A 22,665-nucleotide genomic window follows, 5' to 3' on the forward strand; every position below is an offset into this window, starting at 1 on the left:
AGGCAGTGGGGAAGGCCCCCAGGCGGGGCAAGGAACCAGACCCGGAGGGCCCGTTGACCACACCTGTCTCCCCCGATCCCGGCGCGACCAGGGACGACGCCAACTCACTCACGCTGTACTGCCTGGCCCACGCGGGCGGCAGCGCCATCCCCTACACGCGGTGGAACCGGTTCCTGCCGGCCGGTGTCAGGGTCGAACCCCTGGAACTCCCGGGCCACGGCGCGCGGCTGCGCGAGCCGCTGCTCGAGCAGGTGGAGCCCATCGTGGCGGACCTGTTGCGCACCGTGGGGCCGCGCCGGGGAGCGCCGTTCGCACTCTTCGGTCACAGTTTCGGCGCGGTACTCGCGTTCGAGTTGACCCGCCGGCTGGTCCGCCTCGGCACTCCGCCCGCCGCCCTCCTGGTCGCCGGGCGCAACGGCCCGACCCAGCCGCTGGCCCACCGCCCGATCCACAACCTGGACGACGAGGCGTTCGTCGCGGCGCTCATCCGGTTCGGCGGCATGCCGCAGGCCCTGTTGGAGCAGCCGGAACTGCTGCGGATCTACCTGCCGGTGCTGCGGGTGGACCTACGGCTCGCCGAAACCCATCCGCGCCCGCCGGGGCCGCCGTTCGACGTGCCGGTGACGGCCTTCGGCGGCCGGCGGGACGTGCTCGCCGACCCGGAGGGCCTGTTGACCTGGGAGCGGGAGACCACCGGGGAGTTCGAGCTCGCCCTGCTTCCCGGCGGTCACTTCTTCCTCGACGAACCGGCGTTCCACTCCCTGCTGCTGTCCCGGCTGGCCCGCCTGACCCCACGGGCCACCGGGAACGATCCGCTCAGCCGCGGAACGACACCGGCAGCGCGCCGGTGAGGTAGCGCTGGATCGTCGGCGCGATGCACGCCACCAGCTCGTCGGCGGGCAGCTTGTCGATCGGGTGCACCTGCACGATGTACCGGGTCATGGCCAGGCCGACCAACTGCGAGGTGACCAGCGCGGCGCGCACCTCGGGGTCGGACTTGCCGGTGGACCGCGCGACGGGCAGCGCGACCTCCTCGGTGAAGAACCGGCGGAGCAGTTGCGCTGCCACCTCGTGGGACACCGCCGAGCGCATGATGCTGCTCATCTGGTTCCGGCTGACCTCGCCCTCCCAGAGCCCGACGATGGCCCGGACCATCCGTTCCCCGAGCCCGCGCAGCGCCCGCCGCTTCCCCACCACCGCGGCGACGAGCTGCTCCGGGTGGACCGCGTCGTGCACCGCGGCGGAGAACAAGCCGTCCTTGGACGTGAAGAAGTGGTGGATCAGGGCGGTGTCCACCCCGGCCTCCTGGGCGATGGACCGGATGGAGGCGCCCTCGTAGCCATGGGTGGCGAACTTGGCGCGCGCCGCGTCCAGGATGAGCTGCCTGCTCTCGGTGTTGCCCGGACGACGCCCGGTCCGCTTCCGCGCGGTGCGCGTCAGTTCCTCCTCCCCCGCACCGTCGCTCAACCCCACGGGGTCCGCTCGACCGGGAGCAGTCACGGCATCCACCTCCTGCACAGCGTTATGCCTTCGATTCCAGATGGCCCAGCCTACTGCTGGCGTTCCTAAAACACCGCCGACCAGCCCGGTTACCCTGAGCCGGTCGTCTGGAATTCTAAGGGTAGTGAATTCCTCATAGGCTTCGACTCGACTGGCCGGTGCGTTGACCGGCCTGAGTCGGAACCTAGCCAGTCTGTAGCGGCCCCTCGCAGCATCGCCGAAGCAGACGGCCGGGCTGACGGTTGCCCCCGGTCGATTGACGCATCGAGATCATCCGGGGAGGACCCGATGACGGCCATCAGCCGCGATGAGATCTACACGAAACTCAGCGCCTACATACAGGAACAGTTCCTGGACGACAGCGAGATCTCGGAGCTGAAGCCGGACACCCCACTGCTGGAGTGGGGCGTGCTGAACTCCATGAACACCTCGATCCTGCTCACGTACATCAGGACCGACCTCGGGGTCACCGTTCCCCCGACGCACATCACCGGTCGGCACTTCTACAGCCTCGACACCATCACCGACATGGTCTACGAGCTGTCTCTTCAGCCTGCGTGACCCGTTGGGCCCACGCCCAGGTCGCCATCGAGACACCTGACCCGAACAGAAGTGGAGAGCGTCGTGGACGCAGAGTTCGACATTGGCATCATCGGCGGCGGCCCGGCCGGCTCAACGGCTGCTTCCTATCTCGCCAAAGCTGGCCTGAAAGTCGCAGTCTTCGAAGCCGAAACGTTCCCCAGGGAGCATGTGGGCGAATCCCTGGTCCCCGCCACCACTCCCGTCCTCATCGAGACCGGCGCCATGCCCAAGGTGGAGGCGGCGAACTTCCCCAAGAAGTTCGGTGCCGCCTGGACCTCGGCCGAAGACCGGAACATCGACCACAACGGCTTCCGCGGACTCACCCACGACTTCCGCGCCGCTGAGATCCTGTTCAACGAGCGCGACCAGGACGGTGTGGACCGCGACTACACCTTCCACGTGGACCGGGGCAAGTTCGACCAGATCCTCCTCCAGCACGCGGAGAGCCTCGGGGCCAAGGTGTTCCACGGCATCCGCATCGGCAAGGTGGACTTCGACGGCGAGATGCCGGTGCTCGAGGCCAAGATCGGCAGCAAGTCGGTCGACATCCCGGTCCGCATGGTCGTGGACGCCAGCGGCCGGCAGACCCGCCTCGGCAACCAGCTCAAGTTCAAGGTCCCGGACCCGATCTTCAACCAGTACGCGGTCCACTCGTGGTTCGACAACTTCGACCGCAAGGCCCTGGCGGTCAACAAGGACCAGGCGGACTACATCTTCATCCACTTCCTGCCGGTCACCGACACCTGGGTGTGGCAGATCCCCATCACCGACACCATCACCTCGATCGGTGTGGTCAGCCAGAAGAAGCGGTTCCAGGAGTTCGCCGGGGACCGGGAGAAGTTCTTCTGGGACACCGTCGCCAGCCGCCCCGAACTGCTCGACGCCCTGAAGAACTCGGACCAGGTCCGGCCCTTCAAGACCGAGGGTGACTACAGCTACGGCATGTCGCAGATCGCGGGCGACAACTTCGTCCTCATCGGCGACGCGGCCCGCTTCGTGGACCCGATCTTCTCCAGCGGTGTGTCCGTGGCGCTCAACAGCGCCCGCCTCGCCTGCAAGGACATCATCGCCGCCGCCGAGGCGGGCGACTTCAAGAAGGAGCGCTTCGGGACCTACGAGCGCAAGCTGCGCAAGGGCGTCTCGAACTGGTACGAGTTCATCCAGATCTACTACCGGCTCAACATCCTGTTCACCGCGTTCGTCCAGGACGACCGGTACCGCCTGGACGTGCTGAAGATGCTCCAGGGCGACGTCTACGACGACGAGGAGCCCAAGGCCCTCGCCGCCATGCGGGAGATCGTCAAGGCGGTGGAGGACGACCCCACCCACCTGTGGCACCCGTACCTCGGCAGCCTCAAGGCCCCGTCGGCGAAGCCCCAGTTCTGACGGACGCCGCCACGGGCGCACCCGGGCCGGCACCGGCCCGGGTGAGCGGCGGTGGTGCGGACAACGACGTCCGCGCCACCGCCGCTCCGGCGTCTCACGACCCGGCACGGGACGCGGAGCGCGCCCCCTCCAACGGTAGACGGCCGGGGGCGTCGGGGCAGGGGCGGTCGGGGGTGGCCGGGACAATGGGGGGCGCCGCACCGAGGCGGACGCTGCCCGCGGCCCGCCGGGCGGCCACCAGAGCCACCACGGCTGCCGCGGGCGCCAGGACGGTCAGGCCGCGGCCCGCTGCTCGCTCCTGGCCCGGGCGACCAACTCGTTGACCGCGTCCACCAGGCCCGAGTCCAGCATCGTCGCCGCGGCGGTGTCAGCCGGGGCGCCGAACCCCGTGTCGTGGACCGCCACGCTGGCGCAGTACTGCTGGTCGGGCGTGAACGTGGCGAACGTCCACTCGCTTCCGGTGCCCGGGGTGCCGTCCGGACGCTGCACCCGCACCGGTTGTCCGTCCTCCCCGAACCCGAACTCGGAGAAACGGAACCGCAGACCCTGCCCGATGGCCTTGCTGTACGCCTCCTTGAGCGTCCACAGCCGCACCGCGCTGCGGTTCCGCCGGGCCTCGGGGACCCGTTCCAGCATGTCCAGCTCGTACGGGGTGCAGATGTGCCGCTCGGTGCCGTTGCGCAGCAGCGGGCGGTCGATCTTCTCCGCGTCCACCCCGATGCGGCCCCGGGTCGTCAGCCCCACCAGCAGGAAGTCACCGGTGTGGCTGAGGCTGACGTCCACCTGGTCGAGGCCGCGCAGATAGGGACGGCCGAACGCGGTGTAGGCCAGCTCCACGGTGTGCGGGGGCGCCTGGACGGCGACGCCCGCGGCGTGCTTGAGCAGGGAGCGGGTGGCGGCGAACCGGGCCCGGACCCTGGGGTTGCGCATCCGCAGGTAGCGCTCCCAGTCCCGGCCCAGCAGCCGCTTCAGGGAGGGCGTGTGCGCGGGGTGCGGCAGCCAGTCGTCGATCCGCGCGTGCAGCACCGCCCAACCCAGCGAGGCCAGGTCGTGTCGGACCCGGTCCCACGGCCCCGCGGTCCCGCGCACCCGCACCGGCTCCGCCACCGCCGGTTGCTGGGCGGGTGGGTTGCCGAACGGATGGATGACGGCGCGCGTGCTGGCCATGTGACCCCCTGTGTCGTTCGTCGTCCTGGGTGCCTCGTCGGTGTCTCGCGGTGGTGCGTCGCGCGGTGGTGCTCGTGCCGGTGGTCCTCCGTGTCATCAGGTCCCGCGGGGAGCGCCGGGTTCCGTCCGGGCCCACCGCTCGTCGGTGGCCCGCCACGCGGCCGGGCCCGCCCACGGTGCCGGCCCGCCCCGGTGCCCGTCGCCCTCACCCGGCGAGCGCCGCCCCGTAGAGGTCGTAGCCCCGCGGGTCGCGGTACCGGGCGACCACCTCGGTGGCCAACCGCTCCTCGTGGGGCGCGGCCAGCTCCGCGTGGTCGGTGAGCCCCGGAACGCCTCCGAGGCGTCCGGCGATCCTGGCCAGGGCGGTGACCACCCAGGCGGGTTCGGCCAGGAAGCCGCCTGGACTCGCGCGTTGCTGCTGGCGCCACACCCCCAGACAGGACGCGGCGGCGAGGACATGGGTGTAGCGGTCGGTCAACGCGGACATCTCGGCCACCACGACGGGGGTCCGGTCCGCCGCACCGGCCCTACTGATCCGGGCACGCAACGAGCACAGCTCGCGCAGGAACCCCTCGGCGAGCCGGTGCGCGGCGGCTCCCCCCGCGCTCGCGCCCGGACGTTCCCTGGCCGTTGCCACCAGCGAGGCCGCCAGTGCGTCCTCGCCCGCGGCCGGCCGCAGCGCCTCCAGGTGGAGCTGGGGCAGTGACCCACCGATGTCGAACAGCCCGGCGGGGGCGGGTTCCGCGTCGAACCACGCCCGGTCAGCCAGGAGCGGCAACTGCGGGATGATCGTGGCCTGGCAGGCCGCGGACCCGGCGTGGCCCAGACTGACCACCGGCAGGTCACGCACCTGCTTGGCGAAGATGCCGTAGGGACCGCGCTGGTCGTACAGCGAGGAGCCCAGGATGATCGACAGGTCGTAGGCGGTCTCGCCGAGGACCTTGGGCACCAGGTACTCCGCCGCGGCCGCGTACACCCCGGTCTGCTCCGGCAGCAGGTTCACCGCACGGGTGGCCGCCAGGCACAGGCTGTCGCAGAGCAGCAGGTCGGCCAGGGCGGCGGCGAGCACCTGCTGGGCGTTGCGCATGTCGATCCCGGAACCGGAGGCGCGACCCCGCTCGTCGGCGCACCGCACGGCGGTCCGCAGACAGGTGTCGATCATGGCGATGGCCGTGGAGGGCATCACCCCGCGGCTGATCTGGAAGGAGCGCAGGGCCAGTTCCATGCCCTGCCCGACCTCGCCCACCAGGGCGGACCTGGCCACCGGCAGCTCGTTGAAGCTGATGCCGTGGAAGTACAGACCGCGGGCGCCGGTGGTGGGGTGCCTGGGCAGGTGGGTCAGGCGTGCCGCGGGGATCTCCTCGGTGTCCAGCAGCAGCACCGAGTGGCTGCGACGGCCGGGGGCGGGTGAGGTCCTGGCGTAGACGGTCAGGGCCCGCGCCCGCGCCACGTTGTTGATGGCCCGCTTGGTGCCGTCGAGGACCAGCCGGGTGCCGGTGTCGGTGGCGCGGAACTCGTCCCTGGCCAGGTCGTTGCCGTGGGCCAGTTCGGGGTGGGCCACGGCCATCCGCTCTCCGCGCAGCAGCAGGTCCGCGGTGGCCCGCTGCTGCTCGGGCGCGCCCTCGAGCCAGGAGGTGACCGCGGCGAGGAAGGACGAGAGGCCGTAGCCGATGGCCAGCGAGGCGTCCCTGCGGAACACCGGGCGCAGCACCCGCACCAGGCCCTCGGGGCCGTCGAACCGTCCGCCGAGTCGACGGGGGACGAACTCCGCGTTGAGGTGGAAGCGGCCGAGCAGTCGCTCGCCCTCGCCGGACAGTTCGCCCCGGGCGTCGGCGGCGAGCAGGGCCTCGTGCCCCAGGGGGTTGGTGAAGTCTGCGGGGTCGCCGAGGTAGGACTCGAGGGCGGCGGCGCGCTCGCCGGCGGCGGCCCGTCGGGAGGGTGCTCCGGCAGCGTTCAGCGCCCCGGCAGCCGCTGTCCCGATCACGGTCATCGTGCCCCCTTTACCACCTTCTGGAACCGGGCACCGATGGCACGTTGTGAGCGGAACCCGACACGGTGTCGCCCCAGGATCGGCAGGACTTCTAGAACGGGACTGGAGTCGCATCGGAGCGGGGCAGGGCTTCGACCCCGGGTCACCACCGGCACGGCACCACCGCCCGGGGCGCCGCCGGGCCGCTCCCCGGTCACCGGCGCGTTGACGCGGCGGGCGCCGAATCCTATGGTCGAGCATAGGAATCAACCGAGCCCCTTCCCCTCGTCCGGCACAGGAGCGCACCCCATGAGCAGCCCCAGCACAGCAGCAGAGCAGGCCGGCACGCCCGCCGCGGGCCTCGACTACTCGCCGGGCTTCGGGAACGAGCACGTCAGTGAGGCAGTGCCGGGAGCGTTGCCGGTCGGGCGGAACTCCCCGCAGCGCGCACCGCTCGGCCTGTACGCCGAGCAGTTGAGCGGTACGGCCTTCACCGAGCCCCGGCACGCCAACCGCAGGAGCTGGCTGTACCGCATCCGCCCCTCCGCCGCGCACCCGAGGTTCCGCAGGACCGACAACGGTGCCCTGCTCAGCGCGCCGTTCACCGACAGCGAGCCCGACCCGAACCGGCTGCGCTGGGACCCGCTGCCGCTGCCCGAGCGGGACACCGACTTCGTCACCGGGCTGTACACCGTCGGGGGCAACGGCGACGTGCTGCGCCGCTGCGGCATCGGCATCCACCTGTACCGCGCCAACCGCTCCATGGTGGACCGGGTGTTCGTGGACTCCGACGGGGAGCTGCTGATCGTCCCGGAGCTGGGCGGGCTGCTGGTGCGCACCGAGCTGGGGCTGCTCGAGGCACGGCCCGGGCAGGTGGCACTGGTGCCCCGCGGGGTGCGGTTCCGGGTGGAGCTGCTCGACGGGGCGGCGCGGGGCTACGTCTGTGAGAACTACGGTCAGCCGTTCCGGCTCCCCGACCTGGGGCCGATCGGTGCGAACGGCCTGGCCAACCCCCGGGACTTCCTGGCGCCCGTGGCGGCCTTCGAGGACGTCGAGGAGCCGGTGGAGGTGGTGAACAAGTTCGGTGGGAACCTCTGGGCCGCCCAGTACGACCACTCACCGCTCGACGTGGTCGCCTGGCACGGCAACTACGCCCCCTACGTCTACGACCTGTCCAGGTTCAACGTCCTCGGCTCGATCAGCTTCGACCACCCGGACCCGTCGATCTTCACCGTGCTGACCTCGCCGTCCAGCACGCCCGGCCTGGCCAACGCCGACTTCGTGGTCTTCGCGCCCCGTTGGCTGGTCGGCGAGGACACCTTCCGGCCGGCGTACTTCCACCGCAACGTGATGAGCGAGTTCATGGGTCTGATCGACGGCGCCTACGACGCCAAGGCCAGCGGGTTCGCGCCGGGCGGGGCCAGCCTGCACAACATGATGAGCGCGCACGGGCCCGACCGGGACACCTACGCCAAGGCCAGCAGCGCCGAGCTGCTGCCGGAGAAGGTGGACGGGGGCACGGCCTTCATGTTCGAGACCCGCTGGCCGGTGGTGGTCACCGCGCAGGCGATGGCGGCGGACCACCGGCAGCAGGACTACGACGCCGTCTGGCGGGACATCGGTCGGGGCTTCCCCGGGACGGCGCCGGCCGACGGGCCCGTCCGGTCGGCGGGGCCGGAGCGGACCAGGTGACCGACGGCACCCACCAGCCGGCCCCGATCACCCTGAACCGCAGGTTGCCCCTGTGGTACCAGGTCTCGCAGAGCCTACGGGCCTCCGTCCTCGGCCGCGGCCCGGACAGCCCGCTGCGGCTGCCGACCGAGGAGGACCTCGCCCGGCACTACGGCGTCAGCGTGCTCACCGTGCGCCAGGCGTTGAAGCCGTTGGAGGAGGAGGGCCTGATCACCCGGCACCGGCGGCGGGGCACCTTCATCGACCCCGCCGCCCGCCCCATGGCACCGATACGGCTGCTGGGTTCCGTGGACGCCATCGTGGCCCAGCAGTCGAGTGAGGAGGCGACGGTGCTGGGCCGGGGCACCGCCGCGGCCCCCGCCGACCTGGCCGAGCACTTCCCGCCGGGCTCCGGGACGGCGTGGTTCCGACGGCTGCGCCGCCACGGCGGGGAGCCGTCGAGCTGGGCGGAGAACCACGTGCTGCCCGAGCTCGGGGAGCGGGTGCGCACCGAGGACCTGGAACGCTGGCCGATGACCAGGGTGCTGCGGGACCGGCTCGGGGTGCGGATCAGCCGGATCACCGACACCGTGCAGGCCCGGCTCGCCGACCCGGAGACGGCCGAGCTGCTGGGGGTGCCCCTGCTCAGCCCGATCCTGCACTACACCGGGGTGACCTACGACCACGAGAACCAGGTGGTGGACGTGGCGCGCATCCACTACCGGGGAGACCGCTTCTCGTTCTCGGTGACCCTGGAGGCGGAGTCCTGACCCGGGCGGCACCGGCCCGAGGCGGGCTGTACAGCCATAGTGACGCACCGGTAACTTCGCGGCGAGCCGAGCAGAGCAGCGAAGGAGACGCCGTGCGCCGCACCGTGTTCAACGATGACCACGAGGCATTCCGGGAGACCGTCCGGGCGTTCCTCACCAAGGAGGTCGTCCCGCAGTACGCGCAGTGGGAGCAGCTCGGCCACCCTCCCCGTGAGTTCTACCGACGGATGGGCGCGCTGGGGCTCCTGGGCATCGCGGTCCCCGAGGAGTTCGGCGGTGGCGGGGCCAGCGGGCTGAGGTTCAGCGCCGTGCTCTCCGAGGAGACCGCCCGGCACGGAGTCACCCTGGGCGCCAGCCGGGTCCACTCCGACCTGGTCCTGCCGTACCTGTTGGAGTACGCCACCCCCGAGCAGAAGCAGCGGTGGCTGCCGGGCTTCGCCAGCGGCGACCTGATGACCGCGATCGCCATGACGGAGCCGGGGACCGGGTCCGACCTGGCCGGGATCACCACCACCGCCCGCCGGGACGGCGACGTCTACGTGCTCAACGGCTCCAAGACGTTCATCACCGGCGGGGCCCTCGCCGACCTGGTGCTGGTGGTCTGCCGCACCGCCCCGCGGCAGGACGGCGACCGTCGGGCCGGGCTGAGCATCCTGGTGGTGGAGGCCACGTCCCCGGGTTTCAGCGTCGGCCGGAAGCTGGAGAAGATCGGCTTGCGCACCCAGGACACCGCGGAGCTGTTCTTCGACGAGGTGCGGGTGCCCGCGGCCAACCTCCTGGGCGAGGAGGGCGAGGCGTTCGGCTACCTCTCCCACAACCTGGTGCAGGAACGACTCGCCATCGTCATCGGAGCGGTGACCGCCGCCGCGGCGGCGGTGGAGATGACCGTGGAGTACGTCCGCCAGCGCGAGGTGTTCGGCAAGCCGCTGTCCTCGTTCCAGAACACCAAGTTCGTGCTCGCCGAGTGCGCCGCCGAGGTGGAGGCCGGTCAGGTGCTGATGGACCGGGCGATCGAGGAGCACGAGCGCGGGGAGCTGAGCCACGCGGACGTGGCCAAGGCCAAGCTGTTCTGCACCGAGATGGAGGGCCGCGTGATCGACAAGTGCCTCCAGCTCCACGGGGGGTACGGCTACATGCTCGAGTACCCGATCGCCCGGCTGTACGCCGACGCCCGGGTGCACCGGGTGTACGGCGGGACCAGCGAGGTGCAGAAGTCCATCGTCGGCAAGTCGCTGGGCCTGTGATGGGCACCGACACCGAAGGGGCCCCGGGCCGGGGGGGCCCGCTCGCCGGGGTGCGGGTGCTGGAACTCGGCGGCATCGGCCCGGGACCGTTCTGCGGCATGGTCCTCGCCGACATGGGCGCCGACGTCATCAGGGTGGAGCGCCCCGGGGACCGCGGCGCGCTGGCCATGCCGGTGCTGCTGCGGGGACGCCGTTCCGTCGCCCTGGACCTGAAGGACCCCGTCGCGGCACGAGCGGTCCGCAGCATCGCCGAGCGCTGCGACGCGCTGATCGAGGGGTTCCGGCCGGGGGTGACCGAGCGGCTCGGGCTCGGGCCGGAGGAGCTGTGCCAGGCCAACCCCCGCCTGGTGTACGCCCGGATGACCGGCTGGGGGCAGGACGGCCCGCACGCCCAGGCGCCCGGTCACGACATCAACTACCTGGCGCTCTCGGGGGCGCTGCACACCTTCGGCCCCGCGGACGGTGACCCCGTTCCCCCGTTGAACCTGGTCGCCGACTTCGGCGGCGGAGGCATGCTGCTCGCCCTCGGCGTGGTCAGCGCCCTGCTCCGGGCCCAGCGTGACGGCCGGGGCCAGGTGGTGGACGCCTCCATGGTGGACGGGACCGCCCTGCTGCTCGCCATGACCTACGGCTTCCTCGCCAACGGGCTGTGGACCGACCAGCGCGGGGTCAACCTGCTCGACGGCAGCGGCCCCTTCTACCGGGTCTACCGGTGCCGTGACCAGCGCCACGTGGCGGTGGGCTGCCTCGAGGAGCAGTTCCGCGCCGACCTGCTGCGGGTCCTCGGCCTCACCGACGACCCGGACTTCGCGACCCCGGACGACCGGAAGAACTGGCCGGTGATGAACCAGCGCCTGGAGCAGATCTTCACCAGCCGCACCCGCGACAACTGGGCCGCCCTGTTCGAGGGCACCCAGGCGTGCGTCACCCCGGTGCTGTCCCTGAACGAGGCCGCGGCGCACCCGCACAACCTCGCGCGCGGCACCTACCTCGCCGGCCCCACCGGGATCGTCCAACCCAGCCCCGCGCCGCGGTTCGGGGGGACGCCGAGCGACGCGCCGAGGGCCGCGCCCACACCCGGCGAACACACCGCGGAGGTGCTGGCCGAAGCGGGGCTCACCAGTGCGGAGATCGCTGCCCTGACCCCGGAGCCGGGCCGGTGACGGGGACGAAGGGGCGGTCCTCGGCCCGCCGGCCCGGAGGTGCCGCGACGTGCTGGAGGTCTTCCAGCGCGCAGTCGTAGCGGTGCTCGTAGGGGGAGCCGGGGCAGACCGTGCACACGAAGACGTACACCCCGCCCATGTCCCCCAGCGAAAGCCCCGGCCCGATGCGCGGTTCGACGTCCGGCGCCACCGGGCGCCGCCACATCGGGCCGCTGCCCACCCGGTCCTCCTCCGGCAGCCAGGGGTCGCCCATCGCCGGCTCCCGGCTGTGCACGGTCAACAGGTGCTCCATCCGCCGCCCGCAGCCGCAGACCGGCCAGTCGGGCGGCTGGGTCCACCCGGGGTAGCCGCCCACCTTGGTCTGGGTGGCCACCGCCGCGTCCCAGTAGGACAGTCCGAGCGTCTCCTCGATCTCCGCGCTGTGCCGCCTGACCACCTGGCCGAGCTCCCCCGGCAGGTCCCAGCCGGGGTACTCGGTCGCCCGGGTGGGGTGGACCACACACGGCCGGGGCACGCACTGCTCGTCGTACTCCCAGGGCGGGGGCGGCTGGGTCAGCAGCGGTCCCATCACGATGTCCGAGGTGCGCCACCAGCGCAGCACGGGGGACGGGGCGTGGCTGGGCGGGTGCATCAGCGGACACCACAGCATCTGGAGCAGGTCGGAACCCGTCGGCACCAGCAGGTCGGGGACCTCACGGGCGTAGAGCTGGAGCACCGGTACCAGGGCGACCGCCTCCGGGCCCACCGTCTCCACCGGCTGGCGCAGCGGCCGGTAGTGGTCGGGGGCCCGGCAGTGCGGCCAGGGCTCGTCGGCGGGCCACAGCAACGGCCCGCCCATCGAGCTGGCGTGCACGCTGGGCCGACCGGCACGCGGGTACAGCAGCGTCGTGGGACGCGCGAGGTCGGCGACCTCGGGGAAGTACTCGGTCACGTGGAACGGAAGAAGAGGAACTGTGCGGTTCACATCGCCCTCCGGCACTGTGCACGGGCAAGCGGAACCCACAGCCGGTGACGGGTGGGAAGACTCCGGCGAGGGGCAGCACAGGGGTGGAGGGGGGCGGGCTCTTCCTCGCCGCTCCTGCTCCGGCACGGGCCGGTGAGGCGCGTTCAGCGAGACGTGGGTCCGCCCCCACCCGACACGCGGATCAGGTCAACGGTGACCGCCCAACAGCGTCCTGCGGAGGCGCCGGAGCGGCGCGAACAGGGACACGCCCGCGGTACGACGGGGCGTGGTCCTGTCCCGACCGTGGGCAGCCAGGTCGAGCATCAGCCCGGCGGCCTCCTCGGTCTCCCTCACGGGCCGGGCGGGCCCACCGAGCACCGCCAGGTGGCGATCCAGGCGCGCACTGGAGACGCTGCCGCCGCAGTGCACGGCCGGAATCCGTGGCCTGGTGCGTGTTTCTATCTGCTTCATCAAACTCCCCACCCGTACGAGGCGCCCAAGCGGGCAGGGTAAGCCTAACCACTGCCGGAGGCTCCGGTGCAGCCACGCGCCTCGCATTCCCCATCGGACCATGACAGTTGACGAACGAGCCCCGCACGCGACGGCGCACGGCGGCGTCATCCTCCCAAAGAACTCCCGTGAAAAACAGGGCATCCGGAAGGCGTGGCGCCTTCCGGATGCCCGGGGAACAGGGGGGTCAGCCCGCCTTCGTGGTGAAGACCGGCAGGTAGCCACCGGCCTGCCCGGCCGCCGTCGGGTGGTACGAGTCACCGATCGGCCAGGTCACGCTGTGGATCCAGGAGTCGCCCGAGCAGATCTCGTGCCCGGTGAAGTTCCCGCGCACGTCACCGAAGCTGAACCCGGCGGCGGACGCACGCCCGCTGATCACCGTGTTGAGGTAGTCGGAGGCGGAGTTGAGCGCGGTGCGCTCGGTCTCGGTCAGCCCGAAGATGCAGTCACCGTTGAGCTTGTACAGGCGCGGGTAGCCCATGACGACGACCTTGGCGTAGGGAGCCCTGTTCTTGATCGTCGCGTAGGTCTGGTCCAGCTTGCCGGGGAGCACGTTGGTGGCGGCGGCGCGGGCCTCGTTGATGCGGGACAGGCAGGTGCTCTCGGAGTTGAGCACGCAGGTCGTCATCACGTCGGCGAACCCGATGTCGTTGCCGCCGATGCTGATGCTGACCAGGTTGGTCGAGGTGTTGAGCGGGCCCAACTGGTTGGCGAGCACGTCTCCGGTCACGGCTCCGGAGCAGGCGGTGAACGAGAGCGACGCGCCCTTGGCCGCGGCCCACTTGACCGGGTAGGCGTTGGGGCTGCGCTTGCAGTCACCGCTGTCGCCGTAGTAGCTCCCGGCTCCCACTCCGGAGGAGTACGAGTCTCCGAGGGCGACGTAGTTCGTGGCGGCGGTGGTGGTGGCTGTGCTGGCTTGCGCTGACTGGACACCGACCACGGACAGGGTTGCGCCCATGGCCAGGGCGGAGAGAGCGGACACGATGCGGGACAGCCTCATGGGACCTCCACGGGTGAGTGACGTACTGCCACGCACTCAGTGGTAGCAGCGCCCCCCACACAAAGGGAAGTGTCCATGCCAATTCTTCGCGCGTAACGTAAATCATTACGTCAGTTTTGTAGTGGTCTGTCAGTGTCGTTACTGGCGAGTCATGTCTGCCGCGAGGGAACATGGACGGTGCGTCAGGCCGGACTGTGACGCGTTGACCCGCTCCGGCGGGAGCCGGACGCTCCGGGCAAATGCAGTGCGCCCGCGGCCCCGGTGCCAGATCATGGACACCATGTCTGCTGTGCCGTCAGAGTCCCAGGGACTCCCCGCGCCCGCCCCCGCGCCGAAGGACCCGTCCCAGGGGGAACCGGAGGAGCCGTTGGGGCCCGTACCCGAAGCGCCGACCGGCACGGCGCCGGAGGACCCGCCGCGGAACCCCGAGGACTCCGTGCCCATGCGGGTGTACCTGGACGACGGGGACTCCCCCTACGACGTGGTGGACGCGCTGCTGCTCGGCCGCTTCGCCTCCGGCGCGCAACCGTTCGCGCACTCGGCCTCCCTGGACAACGTCAAGCCCGAGGCCACCCTGCTACCGCCCGGCGCCGAGGTGCTGCGCTCGGCCCGGGAGAAGGAGCGGTCAGCGGTCCTCGCCCAGGGCCCCGGCTGGACGGTCGAGGCGTCGCGGTGGCGGGAGGGCGGCGAGGTCACGGTCACCGCGGTCACCGACGAACTGGCCAAAGAGGTGCTGGCCCGGGCCCTGGAAGGGGCGGCCAAGGAGCCGGACCCGGAACCCGAGAGCGTCACCATGGGTTTCTGGTACCTGTCCGTGGCCCGCCGCGGCCCCTACCGCACCACCCGCACCATCAGTGCGGCGACCTGGCCGGAGATCCGCACCAACTACTCGGCGGGTGTCGCCGACAGCCTGGACCAACTGATGAAGGTCACCCCGGAGGACATCACCGGGCGGCTGGTGCTGCTGCACGGCCCACCGGGCACCGGGAAGACGTCCGCGCTGCGCACCCTGGCCCGTTCCTGGCGCGACTGGTGCCAGGTGGACTGCGTGCTCGACCCGGAGCGGCTGTTCAACGACCCGGGCTACCTGATGGACATCGCCATCGGCGAGGAGGACGGCAACCACCGCTGGCGGCTGCTGCTGCTCGAGGACTGCGACGAGCTGATCAGGGGTGAGGCCAAGCACGCCACGGGACAGGCGCTGTCCCGGCTGCTCAACCTCACCGACGGACTGCTCGGCCAGGGGCGGAACGTGCTGGTGGGCATCACCACCAACGAGGACCTCGAACGGCTGCACCCGGCGGTGGTCCGACCGGGGCGCTGCCTGTCCCGGATCGAGGTCGGACGGCTCTCCCGGGCCGAGGCGGTCGCCTGGCTCGGGCACGACCAGGGCATCGCCAAGGACGGGTGCACCCTGGCGGAGCTGTACGCGCTGCGCCGCGGCGGCTCCCCGCTGCTGCCCGTCCAGGCGAACGCCTCGGACGGCATGTACCTGTGACCGGTGTCCCCGGGCGGGGTCAGCTCCGGCCCAGGGACCGGTAGCGGGCCCGGCGCGCGGCCATCCGCTCCGCGGGGTCCGCCCGGCGCAGCGCGGCGAGTTCGGCCTCGAGCACCCCGCCGAGCCGGGCCAGGAAGGCGTCGGGCTGGTCAGCGGCGTCCGGGTGCTCCTCGACCACGCGGTCCACGATCCGGCGGGCCAGCAGGTCGGCGGAGCGGACGCCCTGACGGCGGGCCACCTCGGCCGCGCGGTCGGTGGTCCGGTACAGGATCGCGGACGCCCCCTCGGGCGGCAGCGGCGACAGCCAGGCGTGCCGGGCGGCCACCACCCGGTCGGCCGGGGCCAGGGCCAGCGCCGCACCGCCGGCGCCCTCGCCGAGGAGCAGGCAGAGCGTGGGGGCCGGGAGGGTGACCAGCTCGGCGAGACAGCGGGCGATCTCCCCGGCGAGCCCGCCCTCCTCCGACTCCCGGCTCAGCGCGGCCCCACCGGTGTCGATGACCGAGACCAGCGGCAGGTCGAGCTCGGCGGCGAGGCGCATCCCGCGCCTCGCCTCGCGCAGCCCGGCGGGACCGAGCCGGCCCTTGTCGTGCCCGAGCACCACGCACCGCACGTCACCGAACCGGGCCAGCGCCAGCAGGAAGGCGGGGTCGCGTTCGCCGGCCCCGGTCCCGCTGAGCGGGAGGACCACCCGGGCCGCGGTCCTGAGCAGGGCACGCAGCCGGGGTCGGTCCTCGCGGCGGGAACGGCGGATGGACTCCTCGGCCGGGGGCGCCGGCCCGGCAGGCGTCCCCGGCTCCGCCGGCTCACCGGGGTGCCGCGGACCGGGGCCCGTCGGCGGGACCGGGGCGCAGAGCACGTCCAGGGCGTCCGCGACCGTGTCGTGCAGGCGCTCCACCGGCAGCACGGCGTCCACCAGGCCGTGCGCCAGCAGGTTCTCCGCCACCTGGACGCCCTCGGGGAACGCCTCCCCGTACAGCGCCTGGTGCACCCGCGGCCCGAGGAACCCGATCAGCGCCCCCGGTTCGGCGGCGGTCAGGTGCCCGAGCGAGCCCCACGACGCCAACACCCCGCCCATGGTGGGGTGGCGCAGGTAGACCAGGTAGGGCAGGCCGGCCGCCTTGTGGTCGGAGATGGCCGCGGCGACCTTGACCATCTGGAGGAACGCGACGGTTCCCTCCTGCATCCTGGTTCCCGCCGACGCCGGCGCGGCCAGCAGTGGGAGCCGCCGGGCGGTCGCCCGTTCCACCGCGCTGACCAGCCGCTCCCCGGCGGTGACCCCGATCGAGCCGGCGAGGAACTCGAACTCGCAGGTGATGACCGCGACCCGGCGTCCGCGCACCGTGCCCTCGCCGGACAGCACCGACTCGTCGAGACCGGTACGGGCCCGGGCCCGCAGCAGTTCGTCCCGGTAGTCCGGATCGTCCGGCAGCTCACCCGCCGGCTCGTCCCAGCTCACCCAGGAGCCCGGGTCCAGGGTGGCGGCGATGAGTTCCCGTGATCGCGGCACGTTCCGGATGGTAGCCCGGCGGGGTGCCGTCCTGGCCGCACGGGTGGTGGCGCCCCGGTCCCCGGCTCGAGCCCGACTCGAGCCGCCCGCCGGTGGGCCGACGTTGACTCGGACGGATACTGACGAGTACCGCGGCAGCGGACACGCCAGACGCCGCGAGAGCGACCACGAGCCACAGCACCAACCGCGAGCCGGAGGTCCGTGATGGACGAGTCCCCCCGCACCGCCCACCCGCACTGGTTCCCCCGGCTCCGTCCCGACGGCCCCGACGCCACGGTCCGGGTGTACTGCCTGCCGTTCGCCGGCGGTGCCGCGGACGCGTACCAGCCGTGGGCCGACCACCTGCCGGACTGGGTGCGGTTGCGCGCGGTGCAGTTGCCGGGCCGGGGAGGTCGTGCCGGAGAACCGGCGGCGGCCTCGGTGGCCGAGGTCGTCTCGGGCGTCGCCGACGCCATCGCCGGAGAGGACGACGGGCTGCCGTTCGGCCTGTTCGGACACAGCATGGGAGCGCTGCTCGCCTTCGAGCTGACCCGGGAGCTGCACCGCAGGGGCGGGGCCCAGCCGGTGCTCCTCGGGGTCTCCGGCTGGCCCGCCCCGGACACCGGGCTGCCCCACGTGCCGTTCACGGGACGGTTGGCTCCGCTGACCCAGGAACAGTTCGTCCAGGTCATGGGCGGGATGGGAGCGATCAGTCCGCAGGTGTTGGCCGATCCGGCGCTGTTGGACCAGGTCATCCCACCGATGCAGGCCGACTTCGCGGTGATCGAGGCGTACGAGTACCGGGCCGGCGACCGGGTCACCGTGCCGGTCTCGGTGTTCAGCGGCACCGGGGACCCCCTGACCCCGATGGAGAAGCTGCACGGCTGGGCGGCGCAGACCACCGGTGCGGTGCGGGTGCGCCGGTACGAGGGCGACCACTTCTTCCTGTTCGACCACACGGCGGCGATGGTGAAGACGTTCACCGACGACCTGGAGCGCCTCGCCCACGGCGGCACCGGGCACTGAGGCCGGCGGGCCGCGTCCCGGACCGGGCTCAGGCCGCGTCGCGGGGCGGGAGCAGCGTCGCCAGTGACACCACCCCGCTGGTGAACCGGGCCGCGGCCCGGTCGGCGACGGCCTCGAGGCGGCGGGCGCGCTCGTCCACCGGGTCGAGGGAGAGCTGCGCCGGGGTGGTCGCCGCCGGGGTGAGGCCGTCCGCGCGCAGTGCGACCGCCCGCACCCGGGCCCGCTGCAGGCCGAGCGCGTCCTGGAGGCGGTAGGCGCAGCGAGTGAGCGCCGCGGTGCTGTTGGCCGGGTCGGGAAGGGCCCGGGAACGGGTGGTGGTGGAGCGGTCCGCGTAGCGGACGACCAGGGTGAGGGCGTGCGCGACCTGCCCGGTGCCGCGCAGCTCGGCGCCGAGGTCAACGGTGAGGGCGAGCAGGGCCCGGCGGACCACGGCCTGGTCAACGGTGTCCAGGGGGAACGCGCGCTCCGCGGTCAGACTGGGCGCGGGGGCGTGCCTGACCACCGGGCGCGGGTCGTGGCCCCGGGCGTGTTCGTGCAGGTGGCGGCCTGCCGAGCGGCCGAGGAGGCGCTGGAGGGTGGGCAGCGGGAGGTCGGCGACGTCGCCGATGGTGTACAGGCCGTGGCGGGCCAGCGTCCCGGCCGTGGCCGGGCCGACCCCGGGCAGGTCGGCGACGGGTCGCGGGCGCAGGAACGCGGCGACCGCCTCCGGGGTGCCGGGGACGACGTGGACGCCGTCGGCCGGGCCGGCCCAGGCGGCCATGGTGGCCAGCATCCGGTTGCCGGCGACACCGATGGCGCAGGTGACGCCGTACCGGGCGAAGGTGCGGACCCGGAGCAGCTCGGCGAGCTGCTCCGGGCCGCGGTCGAAGTAGCGCAGGGCGCCGCGGACGTCCGCCAGCGCGGCGTTCGGGGGCAGCACCTCGACCACGGGGGTGATGCCGTACAGCAGGTCGAGCAGCTCGGGGGCCGGGCCGGGGGGCGGTTCCCCGGTGCGGGGCCCGGCGCCGGTGTGCCAGCGGACGTACCAGAGGGTCGTTCCGGTCACGCCGCTCACCCCGCGCTTCCCGGGCTCGAGTGCCACATCCGCCGGGTGGGGCGGGGGGTGCTGGTGGGGGCCGGGGACCCGGCAGGGGCCGTGCGGGAGCCCGTGCCGGCCGCCGGGGTCCCGGCGGGCCTGAGGTCGGCCCACGGGTGCAGGGTGTACCCGGTGGACAGCTCGAGGCTGCGACCCGGTGGTTGCTCCGGGCCGTGCCCCGGCGACCGCTCGGGACCGCCGCCCACCGGTTCCGCGGCGGCGTCGGGCGTGGCCAGGAGGTCCCGGACCGCGGCGAGGCCACCCTCGCGGTGCGCGGCGGCCAGTTCGTCCAGGTTCCAGCACAGGGAACCCACCACGCTGAGGCTGCGCGGTCCGCGGCGGCGCACCGTGCCGCGGACCAGCAGCAGCCAGGAGTGGAAGACGGTGTGTGCGCAGGAGTCGTGGCTGTTCTCGAAGAACGCGCAGTCCACCAGGCCCGTTCCGTCGTCGAGCGTGGTGAAGATGACCCGTTTGCCGGACCGGATCGGCGGGGTCTGGGTGGCCGCCTTGGCCCCGGCCACCAGGACCTGCTCCCCGTCCCTGGCCTGTCGCAGCCGCCGGGCCGCGGTGACCCCCAGCTCCTCGAGCAGGGCGTAGTGGTCGTCCATCAGGTGCCGGGAGGCGTCCATGCCCAGGACGGACAGCTCGGCGCTGAGCCGTTCGGTGTCGGTCATCTCGGGCAGGCCGCTGGGGGCGGGTGGTTCGGGGTGTTCCGCGTCCAGCGGGAGCTGGCCCGCTCCCCCCGCGGTCTGCCGACGGTGCAGCTCGGCGACCTGGAGCAGCAGGTCACGGCGGGTCAGACCGTGGGCCAACGGGTCGAGCGCGCCGACCTCGCCAAGACGCTCCGCGGTGGGTCGGCTGGGCCTGGCCCGCTGCCACAGGTCGGTCAGGGAGCCGTAGGGACGGCCGGCGACGATCCTGGCCACCTCCTCGTCGCTGATCCCCTGGACCTCCGAGAGCGCGAGGCGCAGCCCGAGGCCACCGCCCTCCACGGGTTCGACCCGGTGGTCGGCGTGGGAACGGTTGACGTCCAGGGGGAGGACGGGGACGCCGTGGCGGCGGGCGTCGGCGAGGAGCAGCCGCTTGGGGTACATGCCGGGGTCGTGGGTGAGCAGCCCGGCGTAGAAGGCGGCCGGGTGGTGGGTCTTGAGCCAGGCGGACTGGTAGGTGGGGACGGCGAAGGCCACCGCGTGCGCCTTGCAGAAGCCGTAGGAGCCGAACGCCTCGACGATCTCCCAGGCCCGCTCGACCACCTCCGGGGCGTAGCGGGTCCCGGCCTGCCGCCGGAACCACTCCCGCACCGCGGGCAGGCGCTCCCGGTCGGACAGGGCGCGCCTGGCGTGGTCGGCGAGGTCCCGGGGACAGCCGGTGAGCTGCGCGATGACGTGGATGACCTGCTCGTGGAAGACCACCACGCCGTGGGTCTCCCGCAGGTACGGGTCCAGGTCCGGGTGGGGGCACTCCACCCGCCGGCGTCCGTGGCGGGCCTCGATGAACGGGGTGACCATGTCGGCCGACACCGGTCCCGGGCGGAACAGCGAGATGTCCACCACCAGGTCGTGGAAGGTGCTGGGTTCCAGGCGCCCGATCAGGTCGCGCTGCCCGGGGGACTCGATCTGGAAGCAGCCCAGGGTCTCCGCGGAGCGGATCAGCCGGAAGGTCGCGGGGTCGGTCGGTTCCAGGGCGTCCAGGTCGACGCGCTCCCCCGTCTCCCGTTCGACCTCGGCCACGGCGTGGGCCATCGCGGACTGCATCCGGACCCCGAGCACGTCGAGCTTGAGCAGGCCGAGGGCCTCGACGTCGTCCTTGTCGAACTGGGACATGGCGAAGCCGTCGCCGCTGGGGACCACCGGGGTGCGGTCGAGCAGGGAGGCGTCGGAGAGCAGCACCCCGCACGGGTGCATGGCCATCCCGCGCGGCAGCCCGTCGAGTCGCTCCACCAGCTCCCACAGCCTGCCGTACCGGTCGGCGCGCGCGGCGACGTCCCGCAGCTCGGGCAGTTCGGCCAGGGCGGCGCGGACGTCCCGGGCCCGGATGTGGGGGAACGACGTGGCCAGGCGGCCCACCTCCTGCGGGTCGAGGCTCAGTGCCGCGCCGACGTCCCGGATGGCGTGCCGCACCCGGTACGTCTCGGGCATGGCCACGGTGGCGACCCGTTCAGTGCCGAACCGTTCGAAGATCCTCCGGTAGACCTCGAGCCGCCGTGCGGACTCCACGTCGATGTCGATGTCGGGCAGCGCCCTGCGCTTGCGGGACAGGAAGCGTTCCATCAGCAGTCCGTGCTCGACCGGGTTGGCCCCCGCGATCCCCAGCAGGTGGTTGACGAGCGACCCGGCGCCCGACCCCCGGGCGGCGACCCTGATGCCCATCTCCCGCACGTCGTCGACGACCTGGGCGACGGTGAGGAAGTAGGTGGCGTAGCCCAGGTCACCGATCACCCCGAGTTCGTCGTCCAGGCGGTCCCAGACCGTTCGGTTCCGGTCGAGGCCCCGGCGCACCAGCTCGGCGTTGCAGCGGGAGCGCAGCACCCGGATCGCCGGGCGCCGGTGGGCTCCGACCAGTTCCGGCTCGGGGAAGCGCGGCCTGTCGAGTTCCAGTTCGGCCCTGCACTCCTCGGCGGTGTGCTCGGTGGCCGCCAGCAGCCGGGCCGCGCCGTCGCGTTCCTGTCCGGCCGCCTCGGCGATCCGCTGGGCGGCCCGGGCCATCTGGGCCGGGTCCTTGAGCCAGCGCTCCCCGGTGTCGAGCCGGTCCCGGTCGATCGGCACCAGCCGACGCGCGGCGTCCAGGACGTCGGCGACCGGGGACTGGTCGGGGTCGGCGTAGCGCACCGCGTTGGTCAGCACGGCGGTCACTCCCTGTTCCGCGGCGAACCCGACGGTGCGGGCGGCCAGCCGTAGCGAGCCGGGGCCCGTGCCGGCCCGCCCGTAGGTGACGGCCTCCAGGCGCAGCGCGTCCCCGAACACCTCACGCCATCCGGCGAGCGCGTCCCGGGCCAGGTCGGGCCGCCCGCGGGCCAGGGCGAGCGCCGGCTCCGACGCGGGGCCGAGCAACACCACCAGTCCCCCGCCGCCGCCGTGTTCCCGCAGGTCGTCCCAGCTCAGCACGGGGTGTCGCGCACCGGACGCGGACGCGGCCCCGATCAGCCGGCACAGCGCGGCCCAGCCCGCCTCGTCCTTCGCGAGCAGCACCACCCGGGGTGCGCCGTCGTCGACGAAGGCGCCCCCGCGCACCGGGGTGCGGCGGACCGGGAGGCGGGCGGGGCCCCCGGGGTGCCCTCCGGCTCCCCCGTCCGGGTGGGCCCTGGCCATCCCCAGCTCGGCCCCGAGCAGCGGGCGCACCCCGGCCTCGGCGCACGCCCTGGCGAACCGGACGGCCCCGGCAACCCCGTCCCGGTCGGTCAGGGCCAGTGCTTCCATCTCCCGTTCGGCGGCCCGCCGCACCAGGTCCTCGGGGTGGGACGCGCCGTAGCGCAGCGAGAACCCGGACGCGACGTGCAGGTGTGTAAAGCGCATGCAGCACGCCTCCCATCGCCCGTACGCCCCGGGGTCATCCCTCGGTCCACCCCTCTCACCAGCCCGAACAGCATCTCCATCGACCGCGAACACCCTACTCGAACATTAGTACGAACACCGTTCGACGGTCACCGCCCACGGTCACCGACGCGGTCACCGGCCC

18 protein-coding genes are annotated in these 22,665 nt (G+C 72.8%); 9 read left to right on the forward strand and 9 right to left on the reverse strand.

Going from position 1 to position 22,665, the window contains the following annotated elements:
• The first annotated feature begins 53 nt into the window (after nt 1-53).
• Nucleotides 54-851: a thioesterase II family protein gene (locus A3IG_RS0107315; protein ID WP_018382895.1), complete on the forward strand. Its 798-nt coding sequence runs from the start codon at nt 54-56 to the stop codon at nt 849-851.
• Here the strand turns inward: A3IG_RS0107315 and A3IG_RS0107320 are convergent.
• A complete protein-coding gene (locus A3IG_RS0107320) occupies nt 817-1,500 on the reverse strand; it encodes a TetR/AcrR family transcriptional regulator (RefSeq protein WP_157862267.1) in 684 nt (227 codons plus the stop codon). The two genes, A3IG_RS0107315 and A3IG_RS0107320, sit on opposite strands and share 35 nt — an antisense overlap.
• 288 nt (nt 1,501-1,788) lie before the next feature.
• Between A3IG_RS0107320 and A3IG_RS0107325 the strand changes: the two genes are divergently transcribed.
• Both A3IG_RS0107325 and A3IG_RS0107330 read left to right on the forward strand, forming a co-directional pair.
• Nucleotides 1,789-2,061, forward strand: coding sequence for a phosphopantetheine-binding protein (locus tag A3IG_RS0107325; RefSeq protein ID WP_018382897.1), 273 nt, complete (start codon nt 1,789-1,791; stop codon nt 2,059-2,061).
• Between the two features lie 36 nt (nt 2,062-2,097).
• Nucleotides 2,098-3,468 (forward strand): NAD(P)/FAD-dependent oxidoreductase, encoded by a 1,371-nt coding sequence (locus tag A3IG_RS0107330; RefSeq protein WP_078500138.1) that lies wholly within the window; start codon nt 2,098-2,100, stop codon nt 3,466-3,468.
• 273 nt (nt 3,469-3,741) lie between these two features.
• On the opposite strand, the gene A3IG_RS0107335 is transcribed toward A3IG_RS0107330, so the two are convergent.
• Both A3IG_RS0107335 and A3IG_RS0107340 read right to left on the reverse strand, forming a co-directional pair.
• Nucleotides 3,742-4,635 carry a 4'-phosphopantetheinyl transferase superfamily protein gene (locus A3IG_RS0107335; RefSeq protein ID WP_018382899.1) on the reverse strand — a complete coding sequence of 298 codons (894 nt, stop codon included), beginning with the start codon at nt 4,633-4,635 and terminating at the stop codon, nt 3,742-3,744.
• Nucleotides 4,636-4,840: 205 nt separating this feature from the next.
• Entirely contained in the window at nt 4,841-6,625 is a 1,785-nt protein-coding gene (locus tag A3IG_RS0107340; RefSeq protein ID WP_018382900.1) for an acyl-CoA dehydrogenase family protein, read from the reverse strand.
• Nucleotides 6,626-6,913: 288 nt separating this feature from the next.
• Here A3IG_RS0107340 and hmgA point away from each other — a divergent pair, with 288 nt between their 5' ends.
• The 4 genes from hmgA (at nt 6,914) to A3IG_RS0107360 (ending at nt 11,452) form a co-directional block, all read left to right on the forward strand.
• Nucleotides 6,914-8,296 carry a homogentisate 1,2-dioxygenase gene (gene hmgA, locus A3IG_RS0107345; RefSeq protein WP_018382901.1) on the forward strand — a complete coding sequence of 461 codons (1,383 nt, stop codon included), beginning with the start codon at nt 6,914-6,916 and terminating at the stop codon, nt 8,294-8,296.
• Nucleotides 8,293-9,045 (forward strand): GntR family transcriptional regulator, encoded by a 753-nt coding sequence (locus tag A3IG_RS0107350; RefSeq protein ID WP_018382902.1) that lies wholly within the window; start codon nt 8,293-8,295, stop codon nt 9,043-9,045. The genes hmgA and A3IG_RS0107350 overlap by 4 nt, the downstream gene beginning before the upstream one ends.
• Nucleotides 9,046-9,137: 92 nt before the next feature.
• A complete protein-coding gene (locus tag A3IG_RS0107355) occupies nt 9,138-10,289 on the forward strand; it encodes an acyl-CoA dehydrogenase family protein (RefSeq protein WP_018382903.1) in 1,152 nt (383 codons plus the stop codon).
• Entirely contained in the window at nt 10,289-11,452 is a 1,164-nt protein-coding gene (locus A3IG_RS0107360; RefSeq protein WP_040911000.1) for a CaiB/BaiF CoA transferase family protein, read from the forward strand. Before A3IG_RS0107355 ends, A3IG_RS0107360 begins: the two co-directional genes overlap by 1 nt.
• Here the strand turns inward: A3IG_RS0107360 and A3IG_RS34760 are convergent.
• The 3 genes from A3IG_RS34760 to A3IG_RS0107375 all read right to left on the reverse strand — a co-directional run bounded on the left by A3IG_RS34760 (nt 11,406) and on the right by A3IG_RS0107375 (nt 13,905).
• Nucleotides 11,406-12,416, reverse strand: coding sequence for a hypothetical protein (locus A3IG_RS34760; RefSeq protein ID WP_211219465.1), 1,011 nt, complete (start codon nt 12,414-12,416; stop codon nt 11,406-11,408). The two genes, A3IG_RS0107360 and A3IG_RS34760, sit on opposite strands and share 47 nt — an antisense overlap.
• Nucleotides 12,417-12,602: 186 nt before the next feature.
• The gene (locus A3IG_RS0107370; protein ID WP_040910987.1) at nt 12,603-12,866 is read right to left on the reverse strand and encodes a hypothetical protein; all 264 of its coding nucleotides are present in this window, start codon (nt 12,864-12,866) and stop codon (nt 12,603-12,605) included.
• A 226-nt stretch (nt 12,867-13,092) separates the two neighbouring features.
• Entirely contained in the window at nt 13,093-13,905 is an 813-nt protein-coding gene (locus tag A3IG_RS0107375; RefSeq protein ID WP_018382907.1) for an SGNH/GDSL hydrolase family protein, read from the reverse strand.
• A gap of 442 nt (nt 13,906-14,347) precedes the next feature.
• Between A3IG_RS0107375 and A3IG_RS0107380 the strand changes: the two genes are divergently transcribed.
• A complete protein-coding gene (locus A3IG_RS0107380) occupies nt 14,348-15,403 on the forward strand; it encodes a DUF5925 domain-containing protein (protein WP_040911002.1) in 1,056 nt (351 codons plus the stop codon).
• A gap of 19 nt (nt 15,404-15,422) precedes the next feature.
• Here A3IG_RS0107380 and A3IG_RS0107385 read toward each other — a convergent pair whose 3' ends face one another.
• Complete coding sequence (locus tag A3IG_RS0107385; RefSeq protein WP_018382909.1) at nt 15,423-16,910, reverse strand: carboxyl transferase domain-containing protein; 1,488 nt, start codon at nt 16,908-16,910, stop codon at nt 15,423-15,425.
• Between the two features lie 204 nt (nt 16,911-17,114).
• On the opposite strand from A3IG_RS0107385, the gene A3IG_RS28870 reads away from it, so the two are divergent.
• Nucleotides 17,115-17,915, forward strand: a complete 801-nt coding sequence (locus A3IG_RS28870; protein WP_018382910.1) for a thioesterase II family protein — start codon at nt 17,115-17,117, stop codon at nt 17,913-17,915.
• Between the two features lie 28 nt (nt 17,916-17,943).
• Here the strand turns inward: A3IG_RS28870 and A3IG_RS0107395 are convergent, their stop codons facing one another.
• Nucleotides 17,944-18,960 (reverse strand): DNA polymerase Y family protein, encoded by a 1,017-nt coding sequence (locus A3IG_RS0107395; RefSeq protein ID WP_236719117.1) that lies wholly within the window; start codon nt 18,958-18,960, stop codon nt 17,944-17,946.
• 5 nt (nt 18,961-18,965) lie between these two features.
• Entirely contained in the window at nt 18,966-22,502 is a 3,537-nt protein-coding gene (locus tag A3IG_RS0107400) for a DNA polymerase III subunit alpha (RefSeq protein WP_018382912.1), read from the reverse strand.
• Nucleotides 22,503-22,665 lie beyond the last annotated feature (163 nt).

This window comes from Wenjunlia vitaminophila DSM 41686 (assembly GCF_000380165.1).
Taxonomy (GTDB): Bacteria; Actinomycetota; Actinomycetes; order Streptomycetales; family Streptomycetaceae; genus Wenjunlia; species Wenjunlia vitaminophila.